Origin of the sequence: Aureibaculum flavum (genome assembly GCF_016406085.1) — a bacterium.
In the GTDB taxonomy this organism is placed as follows: Bacteria; Bacteroidota; Bacteroidia; order Flavobacteriales; family Flavobacteriaceae; genus Aureibaculum; species Aureibaculum flavum.
The window spans coordinates 368,351-391,380 of sequence record NZ_JAEHFJ010000005.1; the positions used below are offsets into that span (position 1 = coordinate 368,351).

Genomic DNA, 23,030 nt, shown 5'->3' on the forward strand with positions numbered 1-23,030 from the left:
TGAACTTATGGCAATATTAAATTTTCAAAAACCCGATAAAGTAATAATGATCGAATCTACTGATTTTGAAGGTAGATTTGAATTCAGACCTTTAGAACCAGGTTATGGTTTAACAGTTGGTAATGCACTACGTAGAGTTTTATTATCTTCATTAGAAGGATACGCAATTACATCTTTAAGAATTGAAGGTGTTGAGCATGAATTTTCTACAGTAAAAGGTGTTGTAGAAGATGTTACTGAAATGATTTTGAACTTAAAACAAGTACGTTTTAAGCAACAAATTGAAGAAACTGAAAACGAAACAGTAACGGTAACAGTAACTGGTAAAGATCAGTTAACTGCTGGTGATTTTCAAAACTTTATTTCAGGTTTTCAAGTATTGAATCCTGATTTAGTTATTTGTAAAATGGAAAAATCAGTTAAACTTGATTTAGAATTTACAATAGAAAAAGGTAGAGGATTTGTTTTATCTGAAGAGAATAAAAAAGCAAACGCTGCTTTAGGTACTATATTTACTGATGCAATTTTTACACCAATAAAAAATGTAAAATATGCAGTAGAGAACTTTCGTGTGGAGCAAAAGACAGATTATGAAAAATTAATCTTTGATATTGTAACTGACGGTTCAATAAACCCTAAAGATGCATTAACTGAAGCTGCAAAAATATTGATTCACCACTTTATGTTATTCTCTGATGAGCGTATTACTTTAGAGGCTGATGAAATTGCACAAACTGAAACTTATGATGAAGAATCACTTCACATGAGACAGTTGTTAAAAACGAGGTTGATTGATATGGATCTTTCAGTAAGAGCATTAAATTGTTTAAAAGCTGCTGAAGTTGATACTTTAGGTGATTTAGTATCATTCAATAAAAACGACTTAATGAAGTTTAGAAACTTTGGTAAAAAATCATTAACTGAATTAGATGAGTTAGTGAATGTCAAAGGGTTAACTTTTGGAATGGATTTAAGTAAATATAAGTTAGACAAAGAATAAGGATAGTAAGAGATGAGACACGGAAAGAAATTTAATCATTTAAGTAGAAAAACTGCTCATAGAAAAGCCATGTTAGCTAATATGGCATGTTCATTAATAGAGCATAAACGTATAAATACAACGGTTGCTAAAGCGAAAGCGGTAAGACAATTTGTTGAACCTTTAATCACAAAATCAAAAGCTGATACTACTCACAATAGAAGAATAGTTTTTGCTTATTTGAGACAAAAAGAGGCAGTAACTGAATTGTTTAGAGAAGTTGCTACTAAAGTAGCAGACAGACCAGGAGGTTATGTTAGAATTATCAAATTGGGTAACCGATTAGGTGATAATGCTGATATGGCTATGGTAGAATTAGTAGATTACAATACTACTTACAATCCTAATAGCAATAAGAAGAAAAATACTAGAAGAAGTAGAAGAGGTGGTAGTAAAGCTACTACAGCTGTACCTCCAGTTCCAGTTGCTGATAAAAAAGCTTCTAATTCAGAAGAGGAAGAATAGAATGTTAATAAACATTAAATATAAAAAGGATAAGCTAATTTAGTTTATCCTTTTTTTTATATTATTTTTGTAAAAATCATATACGCTAAATGAAATATCAAACTAGAAAAAAGGCAATCGTTTTATTAGCTGATGGAACTATTTTTGAAGGGAAATCAATAGGCATAGAAGGTTCATCAACAGGAGAGATTTGTTTTAATACAGGAATGACCGGATATCAAGAAATTTTTACAGATCCCTCATATTTTGGACAATTAATGGTAGCTACCAATGCACATATTGGTAACTATGGTGTCAAGGAAGCTGAAGTTGAATCAGATGGAATAAAAATTTCTGGATTAATTTGTAGAAACTTTAGTTTTGATTATTCACGCCCTGATGCTGATGGTTCTTTAAAAGATTGGTTTGAAAAACACAATTTGATTGCAATTTCTGATGTGGATACGAGAGCTCTAGTAACTTATATTAGAGAAAATGGAGCGATGAATGCGATTATTTCAACGGAGATAGATGATATTGAAAAATTAAAAAAGCAATTGGCAGAAGTTCCTAATATGGATGGGTTAGAATTGGCATCTCAAGTGTCAACAGACAAACCTTATTATGTGGGTGATGAGAATGCTAAATATAAAATTTCGGCATTGGACATTGGTATAAAAAAGAATATTCTTAGAAATTTAGCCAATAGAGATGCGTATATAAAAGTTTTCCCTTATAACTCAACTTTTGAGGAAATGAGTAGTTTTAATCCAGATGGATACTTTTTGTCTAACGGTCCTGGAGATCCAGAACCATTATTAGAAGCTCAGAAAGTTGCTAAAGAAATTATTGAAAAGAATTTACCGCTATTTGGAATTTGTCTAGGGCATCAAGTAATTGCTTTGGCAAATGGAATTAGCACGTATAAAATGCACCACGGTCATAGAGGAATTAATCATCCTGTAAAAAATCTAATTTCTGGAAAAGGTGAAATAACATCTCAGAATCACGGATTTGCAATTAACAAAGAAGAAACTGAAAAGAATGAAAATGTAGAAATAACACACATGCATTTAAATGATCATACCGTAGCAGGTATTCGGATCAAAAATAAAAAGTGTTTTTCTGTACAATACCATCCAGAGGCGAGTCCGGGACCAAATGACTCGGTATATCTTTTTGATCAATTCTTTGAAATGATTGAAAGTAATTAATACAATTTTGTAAATGTAAAAGGAATCTTCTGCAAGCTGAATTGACCTAATTTTTATCGAAAACGTTGTCGTATATAAGGTTTATTTTTAAGGTAAAAACGGTAGTAATTGCGTAAATTTACAATAACAATTTAAGAGAGTTTAAAACATTAAATAATAACAAAAAATAGTAAAGTCATGAGCATTATAATTAACATTCACGCACGTCAAATTTTTGATTCAAGAGGTAATCCAACTGTAGAAGTTGATGTAATTACAGATAGTGGTATATTAGGTAGAGCTGCAGTACCATCTGGAGCATCAACAGGAGAACATGAAGCTGTTGAATTACGCGATGGTGGTAAAGCTTATATGGGTAAAGGTGTTTTAAAAGCCGTTGCTAATGTTAATGATATAATTGCTGAAGAATTAATTGGAACTTCTGTTTTTGAACAAGCGTTGATTGACAAATTAATGATTGAGTTAGATGGTACACCCAATAAATCTAAGTTAGGAGCAAATGCTATTTTAGGTGTTTCTTTAGCTGTTGCTAAAGCTGCTGCTAATGAATTAGGTATGCCTCTTTATCGTTATGTAGGAGGTGTTTCTGCAAAAACGTTACCAGTACCAATGATGAATATCATCAACGGTGGTTCGCATTCAGATGCTCCTATTGCTTTTCAAGAGTTTATGATTATGCCAGTAAAGGCCAAAAACTTTACGCATGCTTTGCAAATGGGAACAGAGATTTTCCATAACTTAAAGAAAGTATTACACGATAGAGGTTTAAGTACAGCTGTGGGTGATGAAGGTGGTTTTGCACCAAACTTAGCTGGAGGTACAGAAGATGCTTTAGATACTATTGCAAAAGCTGTTTCTAATGCAGGTTACAAATTAGGTGACGAAATTATGATTGCTTTAGATTGTGCATCTGCAGAATTTTTTGTTGATGGTAAATACGATTACACAAAATTTGAAGGTGATAAAGGTGTAATAAGAACTTCTAAAGAACAAGCAGAATATCTAGCTGAATTGGCTGCTAAATATCCAATTATCTCTATTGAAGATGGAATGGATGAAAATGACTGGGATGGAACTAAATATCTTACTGAATTAATTGGAGATAAAGTTCAATTAGTTGGTGATGATTTATTTGTTACAAATGTAGAGCGTTTAGCAAAAGGTATTGAGAATGGCATTGCGAATTCAATTTTAATTAAAGTAAATCAAATTGGTTCTCTTACAGAAACTATTGCTGCTGTAAATATGGCAAAAGATGCTGGATATACAACGGTAATGAGTCACAGATCAGGTGAAACAGAAGATAATACTATTGCTGATTTAGCGGTAGCGTTAAATTGTGGTCAAATTAAAACTGGTTCTGCTTCTCGTTCAGATCGTATGGCTAAGTACAATCAATTATTACGTATAGAGGAAGAATTAGGAGATGTAGCTTATTATCCTCAAGAAAAAGCATTTAAGGTTAAATAATTTTAATTATAAGTGAATATAAAAAGCGATTATCTTAGATAATCGCTTTTTTTTATGCGGAATATTAAATTCAATTTTTTTCTTAAAATTATTATAGTAATTTTTGTAAATTAGCGTTATACTATATTTAATAAAATTTAAGCAAAATACATGTCAGAAAAAGCAACTTTAGCAATAAATGGAAAGTCGTATGAATTTCCGGTCGTAAAAGGTACTGAAGATGAATTAGGAATTGATATAAGCTCGCTAAGAACTAGTACAGACGGAGTTATAACGTTAGATCCAGGGTTTAAAAACACGGGGTCGTGTGAGAGTGCTATTACATTTTTAGATGGTGAAAAAGGAATTTTACATTATAGAGGCTACGGTATTGAAGAACTAGCTGAAAAGGCACACTTTTTAGAAGTTGTCTATTTACTAATATTTGGAGAATTACCAACTGAAAAAGAGTTGGATAAATTTCATTATGATATTCAACATCAATCTATTGTAGATGAGGATGTTAAGAAAATATTAGATGCTTTTCCAAAATCGGCACACCCAATGGGCGTATTGTGTTCATTAACAAGTGCATTAACCGCTTTTAATCCAACGTCAGTAGATGTTCGGTCTGAAGAGGCGATGTACAAATCGATAGTTAAGATTTTAGGTAAGTTTCCAGTATTGGTGGCTTGGACCATGCGTAAAAAAATGGGGTTACCTCTAAATTATGGAAGCACATCGTTAGGGTATGTAGAGAATGTCTTACAAATGATGTTTAGACAACCTAATGAAGAGTATACTTTAAATCCTATTGTAGTAGAAGCCTTAGATAAGCTATTAATTTTACATGCAGACCATGAGCAAAATTGTTCAACAAGTACTGTGCGTATTGCAGGTTCTTCTCATGCAGGTTTATTCGTGTCATTGGCATCAGGTATTTCAGCTCTTTGGGGACCATTACATGGTGGTGCAAACCAAGCGGTTATAGAAATGTTAGAAGCTATAAAAGCTGATGGTGGTGATACTAAAAAATTCATGGCCAAAGCTAAAGATAAAAACGATCCTTTTAGATTAATGGGCTTCGGTCATCGTGTTTATAAAAACTTTGATCCTCGAGCTAAAATTATTAAAAAAGCAGCTGATGAAGTTTTAGCAGATTTAGGAATTGAAGATCCAATTTTAGAAATCGCTAAAGGCTTAGAAAAAGAAGCTTTGGAAGATCCTTATTTCGTAGAAAGAAAACTATATCCAAATGTTGATTTCTATTCAGGTATCATTTATAGAGCGTTAGGTATTCCAACAGAAATGTTTACGGTAATGTTTGCTTTAGGTCGTTTACCAGGATGGATTGCTCAATGGAGAGAAATGCGTTTAAACAAAGAACCTATTGGTAGACCACGTCAAATATATATTGGTGAAACCTTAAGACCTTTTATACCAGTAGAAAAACGATAATTATCAATTTTAAAATATCTATAATGTCATTTTTTCCATATTTTTGGGGAAAATGACATTTTTTATATGCTTAAACTAAATATACAAAACGAAACTTCAAGACTACGAGCAGTAATCTTAGGTATTGCAAACAGTAATGGTTCAGCACCTTCTGTTGAAGAAGCGTATGACCCTAAGTCAATTGAGCATATTCTGGCAGGTACCTATCCGAAGCAAGAAGATATGATACTTGAAATGGAAGCCTTAGATGCGGTTTTTAAAAAATATGATGTGCATGTTTTTAGACCAAAATCAATAGAGAATTACAATCAGATTTTTACTAGAGATATTGCCTTTGTCATTGAAGATAAATTTATAAAATCAAATATACTGCCTGACCGAGATCGAGAAATCGAGGCTATAGATTATGTTATAGCTCAAATAGATCCTATAAACGTAATTAAATTACCAGAAAAGGTACATGTAGAAGGCGGTGATGTAATGCCATGGAATGAGTACATTTTTGTAGGTGTTTATACGGGTGATGATTACGCTGATTTAATTACTGCACGTACTAATAGTTATGCCGTTGAAGCTTTACAAGAATTGTTTCCTAACAAAAAGGTAAAATCATTTGAGCTGCGTAAATCTAATACAGATGCTAAAGATAATGCCTTGCATTTAGATTGTTGTTTTCAACCTATTGGTAAAGACAAAGCGATACTCCATAAAAATGGATTCTTAATTGAAGAAGAGTACAATTGGTTGGTCAATTATTTTGGAGCTGAAAATACTTATGAAATTTCAAAAGAAGAAATGTATAATATGAATAGTAATATATTTTCTATTTCTGAAAAAGTGGTCGTTTCTGAACGTAATTTTACACGCTTAAATACATGGTTGCGTCAACACGGTTTTACGGTTGAAGAAGTGCCGTATGCCGAAATTGCCAAACAAGAAGGATTGTTGCGTTGTTCTACAATGCCATTGATACGCGACTAAAATATTTAATCTTCTGATTTTCTTAGTGAAACTAAAATACCTATCAGCAAGGACATGCCTATAAAGGTTAGCGAAACCCATTCTGGAAATTTAAAGTGATGTGCTAAAATTAATTTTACACCTACAAAGGTTAAAATAGCGACCAAACTGTATTTAAGATATTCAAATTTATTAAGCATATTTGAAAGAAAGAAATACATAGACCGTAGCCCCAAAATAGCAAAGATATTAGAGCTAAATACCAAAAATGGATCTGAAGTAATGGCTAAGATGGCAGGCACAGAATCTAGGGCGAATAATATATCTGTAAACTCAATTACAACCAACGTTATAAACAGTGGTGTTGCCGCTTTTATATGTCTTAACTGCATAAAAAACTTTTGCCCATCCATTTGAGTGGTTATTGGCATTACTTTTCTAAGCGTTCTATATACAAAAGACTTTTTAGGATTATACGTTTCTTCTTTTTGTGTTAGCATTTTAAAGGCCGTAAATAGTAAAAAAGCTCCAAAAACATAAGTAGTAAAACTGAATTTATTAATAAGCACTACACCAAAGAAAATCATTAAAGCTCTAAAAATGATTGCACCTAAAATACCCCAAAATAGAACGCGATGTTGGTATTTTAATGGAATGTTAAAGGAGGTGAAAATAACGGCAATCACAAAAATATTATCAATACTTAATGAAAGTTCTATTAAATAGCCCGTAATATATTTGATAGTAGCATCAGTAGCCGTTAATTGATCTGGGTTATTAATAGTGCCCGAACCATATAGCCAATAAATAACACCCGAAAAAAGAAAGGAAAGCGTCACCCAAACTGCTGTCCATGCCGAAGCTTCTTTAATACTAATAACATGCGGATTTTTATTAAAAACACCTAAATCTAATGCTAAGAAAATTAAAATTGCTAAAATAAAAAGACCCCAAACAACCATATATATATTAATGTATTAAATGAATGTAAAAATATATTATTTACAGATTCAAAATTAACGGGAAGAGAAAATATTTTGTTTCATTTTAAACATTTCTTTTGTTTATTAATCTTTCATTACTGAAATTTAGAGCATTAATTATGATTTACTTCCGTGATTATAAGGTTTGAATCTTTTACAAAGAAAGTCAAATGATTATTTAGCCTAAACCTATATAAATTCCTTATTTTTAACTTTTAAAATTTACCAAGAAAATGGCATCAATACAAGAACAAATCAATCAACTCCGAGAAGTATTACGTGAACATAATTATAACTATTATGTGTTAGATAATGCCACCATTTCCGATTATGATTTTGATATGAAGCTCAAAGAATTACAAGAGTTGGAGACAAAGCACCCTGAGTTTTTTGATGCCAGTTCACCTACACAACGTGTTGGTGGAGAAATTACGAAGAATTTTGAAACGATTACCCATAAAAATAGAATGTATTCGTTGAGTAATAGTTATTCTAAAGAAGATTTATTGGATTGGGAAAAACGCGTTCAAAAAATATTAGGAACCGAAGCGGTTGCATATACTTGTGAGCTTAAATATGATGGTGCCTCTATCAATTTAACCTATGAGAATGGTCAATTGATAAAAGCCGTAACGAGAGGTGATGGATTTCAAGGAGATAATGTTACTGCCAATATTAAAACCATACGCTCAATTCCGTTGCAATTAAAAAGTAATTTTGTTGCCGATTTTGAAATTAGAGGTGAAATTATTTTACCGCTCGAAGGGTTTGCTAAAATGAATGAAGCTAGGGTAGAGGCAGGAGATGATCCTTATATGAATCCAAGAAATACGGCAAGTGGTAGTTTAAAATTGCAAGATAGTGCAGAGGTGGCTAAACGACCATTAGATTGCTTACTATATCATGTGGTGGCAGAACGACTACCTTTTAAAACCCATTATGAAGCCTTAGAAAATGCTAAAAAAGCGGGATTTAAAATTCCTGATACTATAAAAGTAGCAAAGTCCATAGACGAAATATTAGACTATATTAATTTTTGGGATACTGAACGATTCAATTTACCTTATGAAACTGATGGTGTGGTAATAAAAGTAAACTCGTTACATCAACAAGATGAATTAGGGTATACAGCCAAAGCTCCACGTTGGGCAATAGCTTATAAATTTAAAGCAGAGCAAAAAAGCACCGTTTTAAATAGTATTTCTTATCAAGTGGGTAGAACTGGAGCCATAACACCAGTTGCTAATTTAGAACCGGTTGAGTTAGCTGGTACCATTGTAAAACGTGCATCGTTGCATAATGCTGACCAAATAGAAAAACTAGATATTCGTATTAATGATACTGTATTTGTAGAAAAAGGCGGTGAAATTATACCTAAAGTAGTAGGGGTAGATTTAACAAAAAGACCCGCAGATTCTCAACCTACGGTTTATGCTACACATTGTCCGGAATGCAATACAGCGTTGGTAAGAACTGAAGGAGATGCTAAACATTATTGCCCTAATGAATATGGTTGTCCGACGCAGATTGCAGGTAGAATTCAACATTTTATCAGTAGAAAAGCCATGGATATTGAAGGCTTGGGAGGTGAAACGGTTGCCTTGTTAGCTAAGGAGAACTTAATTACAAATTATGCCGACTTGTATGAGTTAAAAACGGAACAAATTATTCCGTTAGAAAGAATGGCTGAAAAATCTGCCGAAAATATGATTAAAGGAATTGAAAAATCAAAAGAAATTCCATTTGAACGTGTTTTATTTGCTTTGGGAATTCGATTTGTTGGTGAAACAGTTGCTAAAAAATTGGCTAAATATTTTAAGAACATTGATAGTTTACTCAATGCAAGTTTTGAAGAATTAATAGCCGTTGATGAAATAGGAGACCGTATAGCCCAAAGTATCATTGATTTTTCAGACAACCCTCTTAATATTGACTTGGTAAATAGATTAAAAAGCTATGGCGTGCAAATGGAGCTTTCCGCCAAGGCGTTGGAAAATCAGACAGATGAATTGCAAGGTAAGATTTTTGTAGTATCAGGTGTTTTTACAAAAATGAGTAGAAACGAACTTAAAAAATCAATTGAAGATAATGGTGGTAAAGTATCAAGCTCCATATCTAAAAAGACCAATTATATTATTGCAGGTGATAATATGGGGCCCAGTAAACGTACCAAAGCGGAAGATTTAGGTATTCCTATTATTTCAGAAGATGATTATATAGCGATGATATAATGGCTACAACCAAAAATATTAATAAGGTTACTATTATTACAACTCTTTTTGTAATGGTTTCACTTTGTGATATGGTAGGTGTTGTTTTCAATATAGAACTACTGCGTAGTGTTTTTAAACCCATGTTAATGCTAACGCTTTTGACACTCTATGTAGTGTCAATGCAGCAAGTTAATGGCTGGTATGTCGGTGCTTTAGTGTTTTCCTTTTTTGGTGATGTATTATTGTTATTTGAAGGCGAACTTTATTTTATGTTAGGTTTAATTTCCTTTTTAATAGCACATATCATTTACATTAAAATAGTATTAGGTTGGATTAATACCTCTAGTTTAAAAACAATACTCATTGCAACCATACCCTTTTTATTAGTGTTTTTTGCACTCATCAATTTATTGAAAAATAGTTTAAATGAATTGTTTGTGCCTGTGGTGGTTTATGGTATTACCATTTCTGTGATGGGCATCGTTTCCTTATTATTTTACTTAAATAGAAAAAGTGTCGCTTCAAAATATATGTTTATGGGTGCTTGTCTTTTTATTATTTCCGATTCTGTGTTGGCAATAAATAAGTTTTATACTACCAATAATTTGTTCCCTATCATTATTATGCTCACCTATTTAGCGGCTCAATATTTAATTTTAAGAGCTGTACTTACCCATGCAAAAACAAACAAATAGTTTGTTTATCAAGCTATTAAGGTTTCTGAAAGCTATTAAACAGTAATTTTCTAATAGCGTCACTAATTTTTTGGAATGTTAATCTCCTGTTAAAATCAAACTTTTAATTAAACTATTTTTAATAGTTACAGTCAAAGCAGTATAACATTAAAATAAATATCATGAAAAATTTAGAAACAAAAAATAAATCCCTTATAGGAAATAGTAAACCGATGAGAAGAAATTTAGTAATTGGAGGTTTTATGGCCTTATTAACTGTAGGTGCTTTTGCTCAAAACAATAAAAGAGGCTTTAATAAATCAGCGATGACACCTGATCAAATGGCAGAATTACAAACAAAAAAAATGGCATTAAATTTAGACCTTACAGATGCTCAGCAAAAAAAGGTTTATGATTTAAACAAAGAACAAGCTATTGTGCGTGATGCAAGAAGAAAAGAGATGCAAGCCTTACGTGAAAAAGGAGAAAAACCAGCGAACAGAAATTCATATGACAAACAAAAAGCAAGATTAGATGCACAATTGGCTCGTCAAGAATCTATGAAAAAGATTTTAAATGAAGACCAATATGAAACCTATAAAACTACAACCAAACGCAGAGGAGATAAAATGAAAAAACAAGGAAAGCGTAACATGAAGAAGCAAAACTCTAAAGGTAATAGAGGAAATAACAGATTAAATAATAATTAATAATTAATAATTTAGATTTAGTTTTGGAAAATCGTTACTGATACGAAAGTATTTATGACGATTTTTTTATTGTAAAAAGTTATTTTACTATTGCAATTACTCAACAAAAATTTTCTGGCCTACAGACAGTTCATTATTCTTTAAACCATTTAACCACTTTAATTTATCAACGGTTAAGTTGTTGTTTTTAGCTAAAGAATACAAGGTGTCTCCTTTAGATACAATGATATATTTAGAAGTAACATCATCTTTTGTTTTTTTAATTACCTTACCATTGTAAAGATAGCTTTCATCAAAGTCGTCATACTTATCTAATTCATAAGTTTCTATAAGTGTAATTAACTTTGCAGGATATCTAGGGTCTGTTGCATAACCCGCTTTTCTCAAACCTTTTGACCAACCTTTATAATCTTTTTTACGAAGCTCAAACAAACCAGCATAACGTTTTCTGTCAAATAAAAATAAAGAATGATCTCTAAAAGAGGTTAATGGATGTTCATATTTTCTAAAACATTCTTGACGAGCATCATCATCATGATACATACGTTTACCATCCCAAGTATGACACTTTATACCAAAATGATTGTTGCCTTTCACTGAAAGTCTACTCTTACCGCTGTTAGATTCTAATATACCTTGTGCCAAGGTAATACTAGCAGGTATTTTATACGCTATCATTTCTAAAATGGCAATATCATTATATTCATCAATATACGCCATTGTGTTTTCATTCAAATTAGGCTTACGTCTCAATAGATCTGCATGAATAACATCAGCTTCATCTATTTTTTGAAGTTTTACGGGTGTTACCGTCTTTTTTACGACTTTATTTTGTTGTCGTTGATCTATTATTTTTTGTGATGTTGTTCTTTTGTGTGAGCCACAACTGGCAAAGACACTTAAAATAATAATACTCAAAACTATATTTAGATACTTCATTTTAAATTAATTGCAAATAATTCTTTTGTTTTAATACAGTGTTCATTCCTGCTATTCCTTGTAAACCGCCAGTATGAATTGCCAGTATTTTACTTCCTTTTTTAAATACATTATTTTTCGCCATAGCTACAATACCGTAAATCATTTTTCCGGTATAAATAGGGTCTAAGGGAATATCAGTTGTCAGCTTAAAATTATTTATAAATGTAATAAGCTCATCATTTATTTTAGCGTAACCACCAAAATGAAATTTGGTATTTAATTCCCAATTGTTCTTGGTTGCCCATTTGGCAATTTCATCATTTAAAAAATCTCCTTTAAGTGATGAAAATCCTATCACTTTCTGTTGAGGTGCGGTACTATTTATAATACCAGAAATAGTGCCACCTGTTCCAACAGATGTGCAAATATAATCAAAGCTTTTGTCTTCTTTTGTTAAAATTTCCTCGCAACCTTTTATGGCTAAACTATTTGTACCTCCTTCAGGTATTAAATAGTAGCTACCCAATTCGTCTTTTAAAGTACTTAAAAATGCTGTATTTTCTTTTTCACGATATAAACTTCTAGTGATAAACTTAAACTGCATTCCGCATTTTTGAGCAAATGCCAAGGTTGCATTTCCTTCAATTTTATCAACAAGTTCTTCGCCTCTGATAATTCCTATGGTTTTAAACCCAAATTTTAATCCTACAGCAGCTGTAGCAGCAATATGGTTAGAATAGGCACCGCCAAAAGTGAGTAAGGTGTCAAAGCCTTGCTCTCTGGCAGCAATTAAATTATACTTTAATTTTCTATATTTATTACCAGATATTTCAGGATGTATTTCATCTTCTCGTTTAATAACAAGTTCAATATCCTCCAATAATGGAAAATGCACCGATTGGTTTCTGCTGTTTACGTTAAAATCCATATCATGGCGAAATTAGTGAATTTATTTAATGATATTTACGGTAAATTTACCTCATAAATAAAATTGCATGTTTAATAATTTACCGAAATTAGAACCTGAGGATTATTATCTCACGGAAAAAGGATACAAAGTGTTTACAGAGAAATACCATTTAAAACGTGGGTATTGTTGTAAAAGCGGATGTAGACATTGTCCTTATGGTTATGATAAAAAAACAGATTCTTGTGATAATTAGAGAATAATAAACGGTTTATAATAAATAAATACCAATGAACGAATTTCATCAACAAATTTTAAAAGGTATTCCAAACCAACTTCCCAATCTTAAAACGTATGATTCGGAAATAAATCATGCTCCAAAACGAAAAGCCATTTTATCAGAAGATGAAAAAAAGTTGGCTCTTAAAAATGCACTTCGTTATTTTGATGCTAAATTTCATGCCACATTATTACCTGAATTTAAGGAAGAACTAGAAACATACGGTAGAATTTATATGTATCGGTTTAAACCTGAGTATAAAATGTATGCCAGACCGATAGAAGCCTATCCTGGAAAATCATTGCAAGCCAAAGCCATAATGCATATGATTCAAAATAATTTGGACAATGCCGTAGCACAACATCCGCACGAATTGATAACTTATGGAGGCAATGGAGCGGTGTTTCAAAATTGGGCTCAGTATTTATTAACGATGCAGTATTTGGCTGAAATGACTGATGAGCAAACCTTAACGATGTATTCAGGTCATCCCATGGGGCTGTTTCCTTCGCATAAAAATGCACCACGGGTTGTGGTTACTAACGGTATGATGATTCCTAATTATTCCAAACCCGATGACTGGGAGAAATTTAATGCCTTAGGAGTAACTCAATATGGGCAAATGACTGCGGGTAGTTTTATGTATATCGGTCCGCAAGGTATTGTACATGGAACTACGATTACAGTTTTAAATGCGGGTCGAAAAATTGCAAAACAAGGTGAAGGATTAGCGGGAAAATTGTTTGTGACTTCTGGGCTTGGAGGTATGAGCGGAGCACAACCTAAAGCCGGGAATATTGCAGGCTGTATCACAGTATGTGCTGAGGTTAATTTAAAGGCGGTTGAAACACGACATTCACAAGGTTGGGTAGATGAAGTTTTTGATGATTTAGACGTGTTAGTACAGCGTGTTCGTAAAGCAAAAGCAAATAAGGAAGTAGTCTCCATAGCCTATCATGGAAACGTGGTTGCCGTTTGGGAACAATTTGATAAGCAAAATATATATATCGATTTAGGTTCTGACCAAACCTCATTACATAATCCTTGGGCAGGCGGTTATTATCCTGTGGGGTTGTCTTTCGAGGCGGCTACTGAATTAATCGTAACAAATCCTGCTGCGTTTAAAGAAAAAGTTCAAGAAAGTTTACGGCGTCAAGCCGATGCTATTAACAAGCATACAGCAAAAGGCACTTACTTTTTTGATTATGGTAATGCATTTTTGTTAGAAGCATCACGAGCTGGAGCTGATGTAATGGCTGCAAACGGAATAGATTTTAAATATAAGAGTTACGTACAAGATATTATGGGGCCCATGTGTTTCGATTATGGTTTTGGACCTTTTCGATGGGTTTGTGTATCTGGAAAGGTTGAAGATTTAGAAAAAGCAGATGCTATTGCTTGTGCAGTTTTAGAAGAAATGATGCAGCATTCGCCAGCTGAAATACAACAGCAAATGGCTGATAATGTGAAATGGATAAAAGGAGCACAAGAAAATAAATTAGTAGTGGGTTCGCAGGCCAGAATCTTATATGCAGATGCCGAAGGTCGCATTAAAATAGCCAAGGCGTTTAACAATGCGATTGCTGCTGGTGAAATTGGCCCTGTTGTTTTAGGAAGAGATCACCATGATGTTTCTGGCACAGACTCTCCTTTTAGAGAGACCTCAAATATTTATGATGGCTCAAAGTTTACTGCAGATATGGCCATACAAAATGTAATTGGAGATAGCTTTAGAGGAGCCACCTGGGTATCTATTCATAACGGTGGTGGCGTTGGATGGGGAGAGGTTGTTAATGGTGGTTTCGGCATGGTTATTGATGGTAGTAAAGAAGCTGAACAACGTTTGCAAGCCATGTTATTTTGGGATGTAAACAATGGTATTGCTAGACGAAGTTGGGCAAGAAATAAAGAAGCTATATTTGCTATAAAGCGTGCGATGGAAGTAGAACCCAATTTAAAAGTTACGCTTCCTAATATAGTTGACGATATGTTATTAGGTTAAACCGTTATTAAAAAAAATAATTATGAAATACGTAAAATTACTTTCAGTGGTTGTGGTACTTTTTTTAGTATCCTCTTGTGCATCAGTTAGAGTCTCTTCAGATTATGATAGAGAAGTTGATTTTAACCAATACAAAACGTTTGCTTTTTATAAAAAAGGAATTGACAAAGTAGACATTTCTGATTTAGACAAACGTAGAATATTACGAGCGGTTGAGGCAGATTTAATAGCTAAAGGATTTACTAAATCTGAAAATCCAGATTTATTGGTAAATATCTTTACCAAGTCTAGAGAAAAAATTAATGTGTATAACAATAATTACAACGGTTGGTACCCTTGGTATTATGGTGGTTTTGGCCCTTACGGATTCGGAATGGGAGCTTATAATAATGTAACTCGATCTACAGAAGGTACGTTATTTATCGACTTAATAGATGCCAATAAAAAAGAATTGGCTTGGCAAGGAATGGGTACAGGTGCGTTAGCATCTTCAAATAATATTTCTAAAAAAGAAGCACGTATAAAAGAATTTGTAACAGAAATTATGGCGAAATATCCGCCAATGGCAGAATAGCAATTTTTCTGTTTTTTTTGAGAAACCCGAATTGAGCTTTGCTTGGTTCGGGTTTTTCTTTGTTATTACTTATCCGTTGGTTAACCGTTAAAAACGTTTAGTGCTAATCATATTAAATGATAATGTCAATAATTACGGTGCTTGTAGTGCTATTGTGAAAATAATAATTACATTTATAGTATTAAACAATGGCGTAGCTATTACATATACACTATTGTTGTACCCAATTTAAAAAATGCAGAAAACCGATGAATATATCGCAAGCAGGTTAGTATGGAAAGCTGAACAATATAAGCTTCCTACTGAATATTCATTATACTTTAAAAATCTTACGCAAAAAAAGAAGGACTATTATTATGAATACATAATGGACCAAAATATTGGAATAGCAACGTTACTTTTTACACAACCAAATAGTACTAAATGGACTATTATTGGGACTCGAAAAATTGTCTGGGGAGATAATGGAAAATTGGAATCCTTATTATTTTCAAATATTAAGAAAATCAAACCTCATTCTCTTGATAGTAAGGAGGAAATGGAAGAAGCATTTAACGGTGCTTTACCAAAAATGGAATGGACTGAATTGACTTTGACAAAAAAAAGCGATGAAAAAGCCAATGTTTATGCATTAAAAGGTTCTGACTTTTTTGCTATGTGGAATATAATAAGAATGGTATGGCAGCTCAATTCCCAATAAAAACTAGGTACAACAAAACCTAAACTTAATGTGGGCTAAGGTATTAGAACGAATGGTTAGCGTATATTTATGAGGTCGCAAATTCTTTGGGATTTCGTTTTGATACAAAATAAGAAAAAACAAAACCAAAAGATTATGATACGTGCGTGGCGGAAAGCAAACGCTAGTTTGCTCCCGTACTGTTCGTAACTCAACAATTATAAACCATTAAAAAAATGACTAAAAATATATTATTATTGTTTTTTTTCACTTTAGCGATGTTCTTTTCAATAAATATTAATTCTCAAGAATTGATACCTTTACAAGTAAATAATAGTTGGAAATATATTGAAAAAGTTAAGATAAAAGGAAAACTTATTAAAACTGATACCTTGATTAGTCGAGTAGAAAAAACCATGGATTTTAATAATAAAAAATGGTTCTATATGACTGAACTTAATTCTAAGTACATTGTGAGAAATGACGAAAAAGGACAATATGAAATTGATACTTTAAGAACTCAAAATAATGGAGATTTTAAAGAAGTTTTAATGTTTAGAAATGATAATAAATTAAATCAAAATCCCTATAAAGTTTATGAGACTATAAAAGTAAAAATAGATGACAAAATAACTTTAATAAAAACTGAAATAGGACAATTTGAATGTATAAAATATACAATAATTCCTCATGAAGCACTTGAAAATGAATTTTATGAATTCTATTTTAAACCAGGAATTGGACTAATTTATCATAAGTGGGTAGAAAATGACAAAATAACAACATCAGAATTGATTCAGTATAATATTGAATAATGTTTTACAACAAAGTGTGCAATTTATTGCTCCCGATTTTCCTGGGGAAAAGCCTCGAACGTAAACTCGGACTTATCTTATCACAAACCAAATATGTACACCATAAAAATGACATCTCTAAAAACCCTATTTCTTCTTATTTATATATTTCAAATTAGTACAGGTTTCAGTCAAGTCAATAAGACAAAACTAAAAACTGTGCTGCGAGATGAAAAAAAAAATATTATTGAAACGCGTAATGTTGATAAACTTGGCAATCTTAGTAATAATGAAGAAGGTGTCTGTATCGTAAAAAGAAAATATGATAAAAATTCAAATATGTTGATGGAATCTTATTTTGACAAAGATGGAAAAAGGGCTGCTGGATTTCATAATTTTTCTATTTGGAAGTTTAAATATGATAAAAATAATAATAAAGTATATCAAGCACATTACGACATTAATGAAAACCTTATGGCAGATAATATGGGCGTGGCAATTTATAAGTTTAGATATAACAAGCAAAATAAAATGACTTTTCAAGGCCATTATGGTTGCAATAAAAAACTACTCAAAGCAAATTCAAATATTCTACACTCTAAGTGGTATTGGAAATATAACGCAAATGGAGATTTAATAAAGTTAAGAACTAAAGACAAATAAACAAACCGTTGTACAACAAAATACTGTGGTGAAAAAAAGAAAAATTATTCATTTTTTAATTAAAGTACTTTTGTAGGTGTCCTCATATATTAATCTTTATTTAGCAATAGCAAAGGCTTGGTTTAATAGTTTATTACATGCAGTAAATGCGAGTTCCTTACGCTTTTCTACTTTATTCATTCTTCTTTGCTCGCTTATACTACTTCCATTTTGTCTAATTAATGTTGTTAAACCAATTTAACTATGTAATTAACTTGCTCTTGTAAAAGCAATCAAATCTACCTGTTAAAACAACTAACGTTAAAGCAGCTTTATTACTAATGCGAAGTATACTTTTCTTGTATTTTAAAATATCTTGATGTAGGTGTTTCTATTTTTATAAACAGTTTTAAAAAACAATTATTTTATCTTAAATTCAACGCGGAATTTCAACTTTTATTTATTTGATAAAAAAAAATCATGAAAACATTTTTTACCAAACTTAGCTTAAGTAAGCTCTTAATTATAAATACATTCTTACTATATTCTATTTTTTCAAATGCCCAATTTAATAACAATTATTTCACTTATTTTCCTCAAGCCTATTTTGATATAAAAGACGCTTCATCCAAGCTGGAAGCAGGTATGTCTACTATTAGAGGGGTTGCCTTTACACGAGATAGAAATGAAGCTGGTTTAAAAAAAGTTAAGCATTATGGTAGAAATACAATTGTTATGCTTTTTCCTGTTACCGATTACTTGATAGAATGGCAAAAATTAGTGGGTAAAACGGAGACTAAGCCCAACGCAAATGTTATTATGGACAAAGTAGCGTTTCAATATAGAATTGAAGCACTTACGGACGAATATGGTAATTTTACCTTTAAAAATATTAAGCCAGGCAAATACTTTCTACAATGTGATATTGATTTTGTAGGAGTTGCTTCTGATTATGCAAGAACAGGAACGGTCTATTATGGTTTAATAGCCTCTAGTCCAATTTATGAGAAATACTTTTACAATTACAATGGTAGAAGTAGAACAACTTTAATGGTAGAGATTGAAACTGATGGACAAGTAAAAGAGGTGAAATTAAAACCTAATATTTTTCAGAGTTATAAAAATATTGGCAGTCAATTTATCGCTACACAGAATTGCTATTTTAAAAATAACCTTCAAAACGGAAAGTGTAATGAATATAATGAAAATGGAACATTAAGTGCCGTTGCTGAATGGAAAGATGGACTGCAGCACGGAGAAACCACCTTATATCATCCCAATGGGAAAATGCAGGCAACAGGCAAGGTGAAAAAAGGTTTTAATACTGGAGTATGGAAATATTTTGATAAGAACGAAAAGTTAGAATCGGAAAGGAATTTTGTATTTAAAAAGGACATTGGCTATTTAGAGGGGGCAGCCAATTATTATTACTCATCGGGAGTGATACAAGCCGAAGGAGAGTTTTTAAGAAATTTTAGAAATGGGGTTTGGAAGTATTATGATAAGGCGGGAAATATAACTTCAGAAGAAACCTATGTTTATAAAAACAAAACTAGTTATCTTGAAGGGGATGTTGTTATTTATTATCCTAGTGGTAAGATAAAAGAGAAAGACGTCTATGTAAACGGAAAAGCAAATGGAGAAGTTATTACTTATTATGAAAGTGGTGAAATTAAAATGAAAGCCTTATTTAAAGATGATCTAAAACATGGCCCCGTTATTTATTATAACGAAATAGGGGAAATTACCAAGCAAGAAAATTATAGTAATGGTGAACTTGAAAAATAATGAATCTCAATTTATTTAAAGAGTACAACGTCATACTGCATTAGTTACTTAAGTAGACATGAAGTATATTCAAAAAGCCATTTTTTCGTTCAATAAATGTTCTTATGAGTGATTTGAGAGCGAAATGTAAATAGTAATATTTTAAAATATGAAACGCACAATTTAGGCAAACAGCGTACAATTATGCGTAACTTTGTATGCTTTAATTTAGACGATGTCCAAATTAATTTGGAACTAATAATAGTGTAATGAATTACAAACATTTAGTAAAAGAGATAAAAGAAAATAGTCAGCGTTTTAAAAGTAAAAACGCCATCTTTTATAAGAATAATGAGCTTAATAAATGGGAAGGTGTTTCTTGGTTAGATTTTGAATCTCGCATAGAAACATTGTCAAAAGCCCTTTTAAATTATGGAATATCGGTACAACAGAATATTGCTATTTTTGCCGAAAATATGCCAAATTGGATAATTGCAGATGTCGCAATTATGCGTGTTAGAGCAGTTACGATACCTATTTACGCTACAAATTCTAAAAAAGAGGTTGAATATGTAGTCAATGATGCTGAGGTGAGTCTACTTTTTGTTGGCGATCAAAATGAATATGATAAAGCTTACGAACTTCTAGAAACTTCCAAGTATTTAAAATTAATTGTAGCCTTAACAAAAACGATAAAACTCCATCAATCAAACAATTCTATTTATTTAGAAGATTTTATAGCATTTGAGCCTTCAGAACAGATTGAAAAGGAACTTCAAAAAAGGTATTACGAGTGTGATTTAAATGATTTAGCAAGTATCATTTATACTTCAGGTACAACAGGAGAACCCAAAGGTGTAATGTTGGATTATACTAATTTTGGTGCTTCTTTAAATGGACATGATTATGAATTAAATGTTTCAGAAAGAGATGTTTCGTTAAGTTTTCTACCTTTAAGTCATATTTACGAACGGAGCTGGGTTTTCTTTTGTTTACATAGAGGTATCGAAGTTTATTTTAATCAAGATCCTAAAAAAATTGTGGAGGTTTTAAAAGAAGTAGAACCAACCTTAATGTGTACCGTGCCTCGAATATTTGAGAAAATATTTGCCGCAATTCAAGATAAAAGAAAGGAAGCTTCGCCAACTAAAATGAAATTAGCAAGTTGGGCGTTGGGTGTTGGTAATAATTATTATAATAAACATAAACGAATTGCTAAAAAAGTACCGCTATTTTTAAAATTGAAATATAAAATAGCAAATAAATTAGTGCTAAGTAAATTGCGTGACGTATTTGGTAGTCGGATAAGGTTTATGCCATGTGGAGGTGCTCCTTTAGCAGCAGATATGGTCTCCTTTTTTCATTCATTTGGGCTCAATATTAAATGTGGCTATGGTTTAACCGAAACCACGGCAACGGTTACGCTCTTTGGAGATACTAATTTTGAATTTAATTCGGCAGGAAAACCTATAGAAGGATCTCAAATTAAAATTGGTAATAATAATGAGGTTTTAGTAAAAGGTCCAGGAGTAATGAAAGGTTATTACAAAAAACCAGAGGCTACTGCAGAAGTTTTTGACAATGGTTGGTTTAAAACAGGAGATGCAGGTAGAATAGATGAAAAAGGTAACCTAATAATTACCGATAGAATTAAAGATTTAATGAAAACGTCTGGCGGAAAATATATTGCACCGCAAAAATTAGAAACCGCTTTAATTACCGATTCGTTTATTGAGCAAATTGCAGTTATTGGAGATCAACAAAAATACGTTACGGCACTTGCAGTACCCAGTTTTGAGAATTTAAAGAAATATGCTTTAGAACATAAAATCACCTTTAAAGATGTTGAAGAATTAATTACGAATAATCAGATTATTGACCTATTTGAAAAACGATTTGAAGAGCTTCAAAAAGAATTCTCAAAATTTGAAAAAATAAAAAAATTCACTTTACTCCCTAAAAGCTTTAGCATAGAAGCAGGTGAAATTACAGCAACCTTAAAATTAAAGCGAAAAGTTATACAGAAAAAATATAAAGAACTTATTGATAAAATGTATTCAGATTAAGTACTATCAAATAAAGCTGAGTATGAGAGGTATGTCATATAAAGTTGAAATGTTTTAATGAATTGTTGGGTAATGAGGGATGATTTATTATAAAGATTTTATCTTTCCATTTTTAAAAGCTTTAAATATAAAGTTGTTATATTTCAAAGTAAATAATACTGGAGTAGTAGTTCTATTATAATCTAAATTTATAAAAATTGAATAATGATAAAATCTCTTTTATTATGTGTCTTTTTGTATTCTTCCATCGCGGTTTGTCAGAAAAAAATATGTATTACTGTTGATGACTTACCAACCGTAAGTTACAGTCTAAAAACTAGTCAAGTTGATTTATTAATTACTAACAAGTTATTTAATGCTTTCAAAGACAATAACATAGTCGCAATAGGATTTGTAAACGAATCAAAATTGTATAAAAAAGGAAAGTTGGATCCTCAAAAAGTACATTTACTTGATCTTTGGTTGCAAAGTGGACTTGATTTAGGAAATCACACTTTTTCTCATGTAGATTATAATAAAGTTTCTGATATCGTTTTTTTTGATGATCTATTAAAAGGTGAAAAAGTAATAAAACCATTGATGCATAAATATGGGAAAACTCCCAAATATTTTCGTCATCCTTACTTACATGCCGGCTCAGATTCTATCTCATATAAAAAACTTAAAACATTTCTAAATGATAATAATTATATAGTGTCACCAGTTACTATTGACAATGATGACTACCTTTTTGCAAAATCCTATCATAATGCTTTCGTTGATAAAAATGAAACGTTAATGAAAGAAATAGGTGAAAAGTATATAAATTATATGGAACAAAAAGTGCTCTTTTTTGAATCAAAATCTAAAGAGATTTTCAATAGAGAAATTACACAAACTTTGTTGATACACGCAAGTTTATTAAACGCAGATTATATTGAGAATCTAATAATAATGCTGAAAAAACACAACTATTCTTTTGTTTCACAAGAAGAAGCTTTAAAAACTCCTGAGTATTCAACTGAAGTTACTTCATATACTCAATACGGATATTCTTGGATTTATAGATGGGGATTCAGTATGGGGAATGATAAAAAAATTATGGAGGGAGATGTTGCAACACCGGATGAAATTATAAATCTCTCAAAAAAATAAAATTCGTATATTACTTTATATTGTATAAAATCGATATCTAGGTTTGATTATTTTAAGACTTTATTTAGTTAAAATAAATACCCTTATCTTTAAGCTTTAAAAAAATAATAGGGTTTTATA

Annotated in this window: 21 protein-coding genes; 18 read left to right on the forward strand and 3 right to left on the reverse strand. The window is 31.6% G+C overall.

Features of this window, described 5'->3' with window-relative positions; all coding sequences use genetic code 11:
* The first annotated feature begins 7 nt into the window (after positions 1-7).
* From JBL43_RS12525 to JBL43_RS12550, 6 genes are all read left to right on the forward strand, one after another.
* Positions 8-1,000 carry a DNA-directed RNA polymerase subunit alpha gene (locus JBL43_RS12525; protein WP_117879372.1) on the forward strand — a complete coding sequence of 331 codons (993 nt, stop codon included), beginning with the start codon at positions 8-10 and terminating at the stop codon, positions 998-1,000.
* Between the two features lie 12 nt (positions 1,001-1,012).
* The gene (gene rplQ / locus JBL43_RS12530; RefSeq protein ID WP_117879371.1) at positions 1,013-1,504 is read left to right on the forward strand and encodes a 50S ribosomal protein L17; all 492 of its coding nucleotides are present in this window, start codon (positions 1,013-1,015) and stop codon (positions 1,502-1,504) included.
* Positions 1,505-1,593: 89 nt separating this feature from the next.
* The gene (gene carA, locus JBL43_RS12535; RefSeq protein ID WP_198841750.1) at positions 1,594-2,697 is read left to right on the forward strand and encodes a glutamine-hydrolyzing carbamoyl-phosphate synthase small subunit; all 1,104 of its coding nucleotides are present in this window, start codon (positions 1,594-1,596) and stop codon (positions 2,695-2,697) included.
* A 177-nt stretch (positions 2,698-2,874) separates the two neighbouring features.
* Positions 2,875-4,167 carry a phosphopyruvate hydratase gene (gene eno / locus JBL43_RS12540; protein ID WP_138950901.1) on the forward strand — a complete coding sequence of 431 codons (1,293 nt, stop codon included), beginning with the start codon at positions 2,875-2,877 and terminating at the stop codon, positions 4,165-4,167.
* A 150-nt stretch (positions 4,168-4,317) separates the two neighbouring features.
* Positions 4,318-5,604 (forward strand): citrate synthase, encoded by a 1,287-nt coding sequence (locus JBL43_RS12545; protein ID WP_198841751.1) that lies wholly within the window; start codon positions 4,318-4,320, stop codon positions 5,602-5,604.
* A gap of 66 nt (positions 5,605-5,670) precedes the next feature.
* Positions 5,671-6,585, forward strand: a complete 915-nt coding sequence (locus tag JBL43_RS12550) for a dimethylarginine dimethylaminohydrolase family protein (RefSeq protein WP_198841752.1) — start codon at positions 5,671-5,673, stop codon at positions 6,583-6,585.
* Positions 6,586-6,590: 5 nt separating this feature from the next.
* On the opposite strand, the gene JBL43_RS12555 is transcribed toward JBL43_RS12550, so the two are convergent.
* A complete protein-coding gene (locus JBL43_RS12555; RefSeq protein ID WP_198841753.1) occupies positions 6,591-7,526 on the reverse strand; it encodes a TerC family protein in 936 nt (311 codons plus the stop codon).
* A gap of 254 nt (positions 7,527-7,780) precedes the next feature.
* On the opposite strand from JBL43_RS12555, the gene ligA reads away from it, so the two are divergent.
* From ligA to JBL43_RS12570, 3 genes are all read left to right on the forward strand, one after another.
* Entirely contained in the window at positions 7,781-9,778 is a 1,998-nt protein-coding gene (gene ligA / locus JBL43_RS12560; protein WP_198841754.1) for an NAD-dependent DNA ligase LigA, read from the forward strand.
* The gene (locus JBL43_RS12565; RefSeq protein WP_198841755.1) at positions 9,778-10,455 is read left to right on the forward strand and encodes a lysoplasmalogenase; all 678 of its coding nucleotides are present in this window, start codon (positions 9,778-9,780) and stop codon (positions 10,453-10,455) included. Before ligA ends, JBL43_RS12565 begins: the two co-directional genes overlap by 1 nt.
* A gap of 161 nt (positions 10,456-10,616) precedes the next feature.
* Positions 10,617-11,144 (forward strand): DUF4890 domain-containing protein, encoded by a 528-nt coding sequence (locus tag JBL43_RS12570; protein WP_198841756.1) that lies wholly within the window; start codon positions 10,617-10,619, stop codon positions 11,142-11,144.
* A 96-nt stretch (positions 11,145-11,240) separates the two neighbouring features.
* On the opposite strand, the gene JBL43_RS12575 is transcribed toward JBL43_RS12570, so the two are convergent.
* Complete coding sequence (locus tag JBL43_RS12575) at positions 11,241-12,083, reverse strand: glucosaminidase domain-containing protein (protein WP_198841757.1); 843 nt, start codon at positions 12,081-12,083, stop codon at positions 11,241-11,243.
* 1 nt (position 12,084) lies between these two features.
* Positions 12,085-12,993 carry a 1-aminocyclopropane-1-carboxylate deaminase/D-cysteine desulfhydrase gene (locus JBL43_RS12580; RefSeq protein ID WP_198841758.1) on the reverse strand — a complete coding sequence of 303 codons (909 nt, stop codon included), beginning with the start codon at positions 12,991-12,993 and terminating at the stop codon, positions 12,085-12,087.
* 67 nt (positions 12,994-13,060) lie between these two features.
* Here JBL43_RS12580 and JBL43_RS12585 point away from each other — a divergent pair, with 67 nt between their 5' ends.
* From JBL43_RS12585 to JBL43_RS12625, 9 genes are all read left to right on the forward strand, one after another.
* Positions 13,061-13,228 (forward strand): C1orf53 family protein, encoded by a 168-nt coding sequence (locus JBL43_RS12585; protein WP_198841759.1) that lies wholly within the window; start codon positions 13,061-13,063, stop codon positions 13,226-13,228.
* A gap of 34 nt (positions 13,229-13,262) precedes the next feature.
* Entirely contained in the window at positions 13,263-15,254 is a 1,992-nt protein-coding gene (gene hutU / locus JBL43_RS12590; RefSeq protein WP_198841760.1) for a urocanate hydratase, read from the forward strand.
* Positions 15,255-15,276: 22 nt separating this feature from the next.
* The gene (locus tag JBL43_RS12595; protein WP_198841761.1) at positions 15,277-15,828 is read left to right on the forward strand and encodes a DUF4136 domain-containing protein; all 552 of its coding nucleotides are present in this window, start codon (positions 15,277-15,279) and stop codon (positions 15,826-15,828) included.
* Positions 15,829-16,063: 235 nt separating this feature from the next.
* Positions 16,064-16,528 (forward strand): hypothetical protein, encoded by a 465-nt coding sequence (locus JBL43_RS12600; protein ID WP_198841762.1) that lies wholly within the window; start codon positions 16,064-16,066, stop codon positions 16,526-16,528.
* A 215-nt stretch (positions 16,529-16,743) separates the two neighbouring features.
* Positions 16,744-17,322 (forward strand): hypothetical protein, encoded by a 579-nt coding sequence (locus tag JBL43_RS12605; RefSeq protein WP_198841763.1) that lies wholly within the window; start codon positions 16,744-16,746, stop codon positions 17,320-17,322.
* Positions 17,323-17,430: 108 nt separating this feature from the next.
* A complete protein-coding gene (locus JBL43_RS12610) occupies positions 17,431-17,964 on the forward strand; it encodes a hypothetical protein (RefSeq protein ID WP_198841764.1) in 534 nt (177 codons plus the stop codon).
* 459 nt (positions 17,965-18,423) lie between these two features.
* Positions 18,424-19,731: a toxin-antitoxin system YwqK family antitoxin gene (locus JBL43_RS12615; RefSeq protein ID WP_198841765.1), complete on the forward strand. Its 1,308-nt coding sequence runs from the start codon at positions 18,424-18,426 to the stop codon at positions 19,729-19,731.
* Positions 19,732-19,979: 248 nt separating this feature from the next.
* Positions 19,980-21,776 carry an AMP-dependent synthetase/ligase gene (locus JBL43_RS12620; RefSeq protein ID WP_198841766.1) on the forward strand — a complete coding sequence of 599 codons (1,797 nt, stop codon included), beginning with the start codon at positions 19,980-19,982 and terminating at the stop codon, positions 21,774-21,776.
* Between the two features lie 204 nt (positions 21,777-21,980).
* Positions 21,981-22,910 carry a polysaccharide deacetylase family protein gene (locus JBL43_RS12625; RefSeq protein WP_198841767.1) on the forward strand — a complete coding sequence of 310 codons (930 nt, stop codon included), beginning with the start codon at positions 21,981-21,983 and terminating at the stop codon, positions 22,908-22,910.
* The last annotated feature ends 120 nt before the right edge of the window (positions 22,911-23,030 follow it).

Coding starts and splice junctions, on each gene's coding strand:
- JBL43_RS12545 (WP_198841751.1), top strand. CDS start 4,318: ATGTCAGAAAAAGCAACTTTAGCAATAAATGGAAAGTCGTATGAATTT.
- JBL43_RS12575 (WP_198841757.1), bottom strand. CDS start 12,083: ATGAAGTATCTAAATATAGTTTTGAGTATTATTATTTTAAGTGTCTTT.
- JBL43_RS12600 (WP_198841762.1), top strand. CDS start 16,064: ATGCAGAAAACCGATGAATATATCGCAAGCAGGTTAGTATGGAAAGCT.
- JBL43_RS12555 (WP_198841753.1), bottom strand. CDS start 7,526: ATGGTTGTTTGGGGTCTTTTTATTTTAGCAATTTTAATTTTCTTAGCA.
- JBL43_RS12615 (WP_198841765.1), top strand. CDS start 18,424: ATGAAAACATTTTTTACCAAACTTAGCTTAAGTAAGCTCTTAATTATA.
- JBL43_RS12580 (WP_198841758.1), bottom strand. CDS start 12,993: ATGGATTTTAACGTAAACAGCAGAAACCAATCGGTGCATTTTCCATTA.
- ligA (WP_198841754.1), top strand. CDS start 7,781: ATGGCATCAATACAAGAACAAATCAATCAACTCCGAGAAGTATTACGT.
- JBL43_RS12525 (WP_117879372.1), top strand. CDS start 8: ATGGCAATATTAAATTTTCAAAAACCCGATAAAGTAATAATGATCGAA.
- JBL43_RS12585 (WP_198841759.1), top strand. CDS start 13,061: ATGTTTAATAATTTACCGAAATTAGAACCTGAGGATTATTATCTCACG.
- JBL43_RS12550 (WP_198841752.1), top strand. CDS start 5,671: ATGCTTAAACTAAATATACAAAACGAAACTTCAAGACTACGAGCAGTA.
- JBL43_RS12595 (WP_198841761.1), top strand. CDS start 15,277: ATGAAATACGTAAAATTACTTTCAGTGGTTGTGGTACTTTTTTTAGTA.
- rplQ (WP_117879371.1), top strand. CDS start 1,013: ATGAGACACGGAAAGAAATTTAATCATTTAAGTAGAAAAACTGCTCAT.
- JBL43_RS12620 (WP_198841766.1), top strand. CDS start 19,980: ATGAATTACAAACATTTAGTAAAAGAGATAAAAGAAAATAGTCAGCGT.
- JBL43_RS12605 (WP_198841763.1), top strand. CDS start 16,744: ATGACTAAAAATATATTATTATTGTTTTTTTTCACTTTAGCGATGTTC.
- JBL43_RS12610 (WP_198841764.1), top strand. CDS start 17,431: ATGACATCTCTAAAAACCCTATTTCTTCTTATTTATATATTTCAAATT.
- hutU (WP_198841760.1), top strand. CDS start 13,263: ATGAACGAATTTCATCAACAAATTTTAAAAGGTATTCCAAACCAACTT.
- JBL43_RS12625 (WP_198841767.1), top strand. CDS start 21,981: ATGATAAAATCTCTTTTATTATGTGTCTTTTTGTATTCTTCCATCGCG.
- JBL43_RS12570 (WP_198841756.1), top strand. CDS start 10,617: ATGAAAAATTTAGAAACAAAAAATAAATCCCTTATAGGAAATAGTAAA.
- carA (WP_198841750.1), top strand. CDS start 1,594: ATGAAATATCAAACTAGAAAAAAGGCAATCGTTTTATTAGCTGATGGA.
- eno (WP_138950901.1), top strand. CDS start 2,875: ATGAGCATTATAATTAACATTCACGCACGTCAAATTTTTGATTCAAGA.
- JBL43_RS12565 (WP_198841755.1), top strand. CDS start 9,778: ATGGCTACAACCAAAAATATTAATAAGGTTACTATTATTACAACTCTT.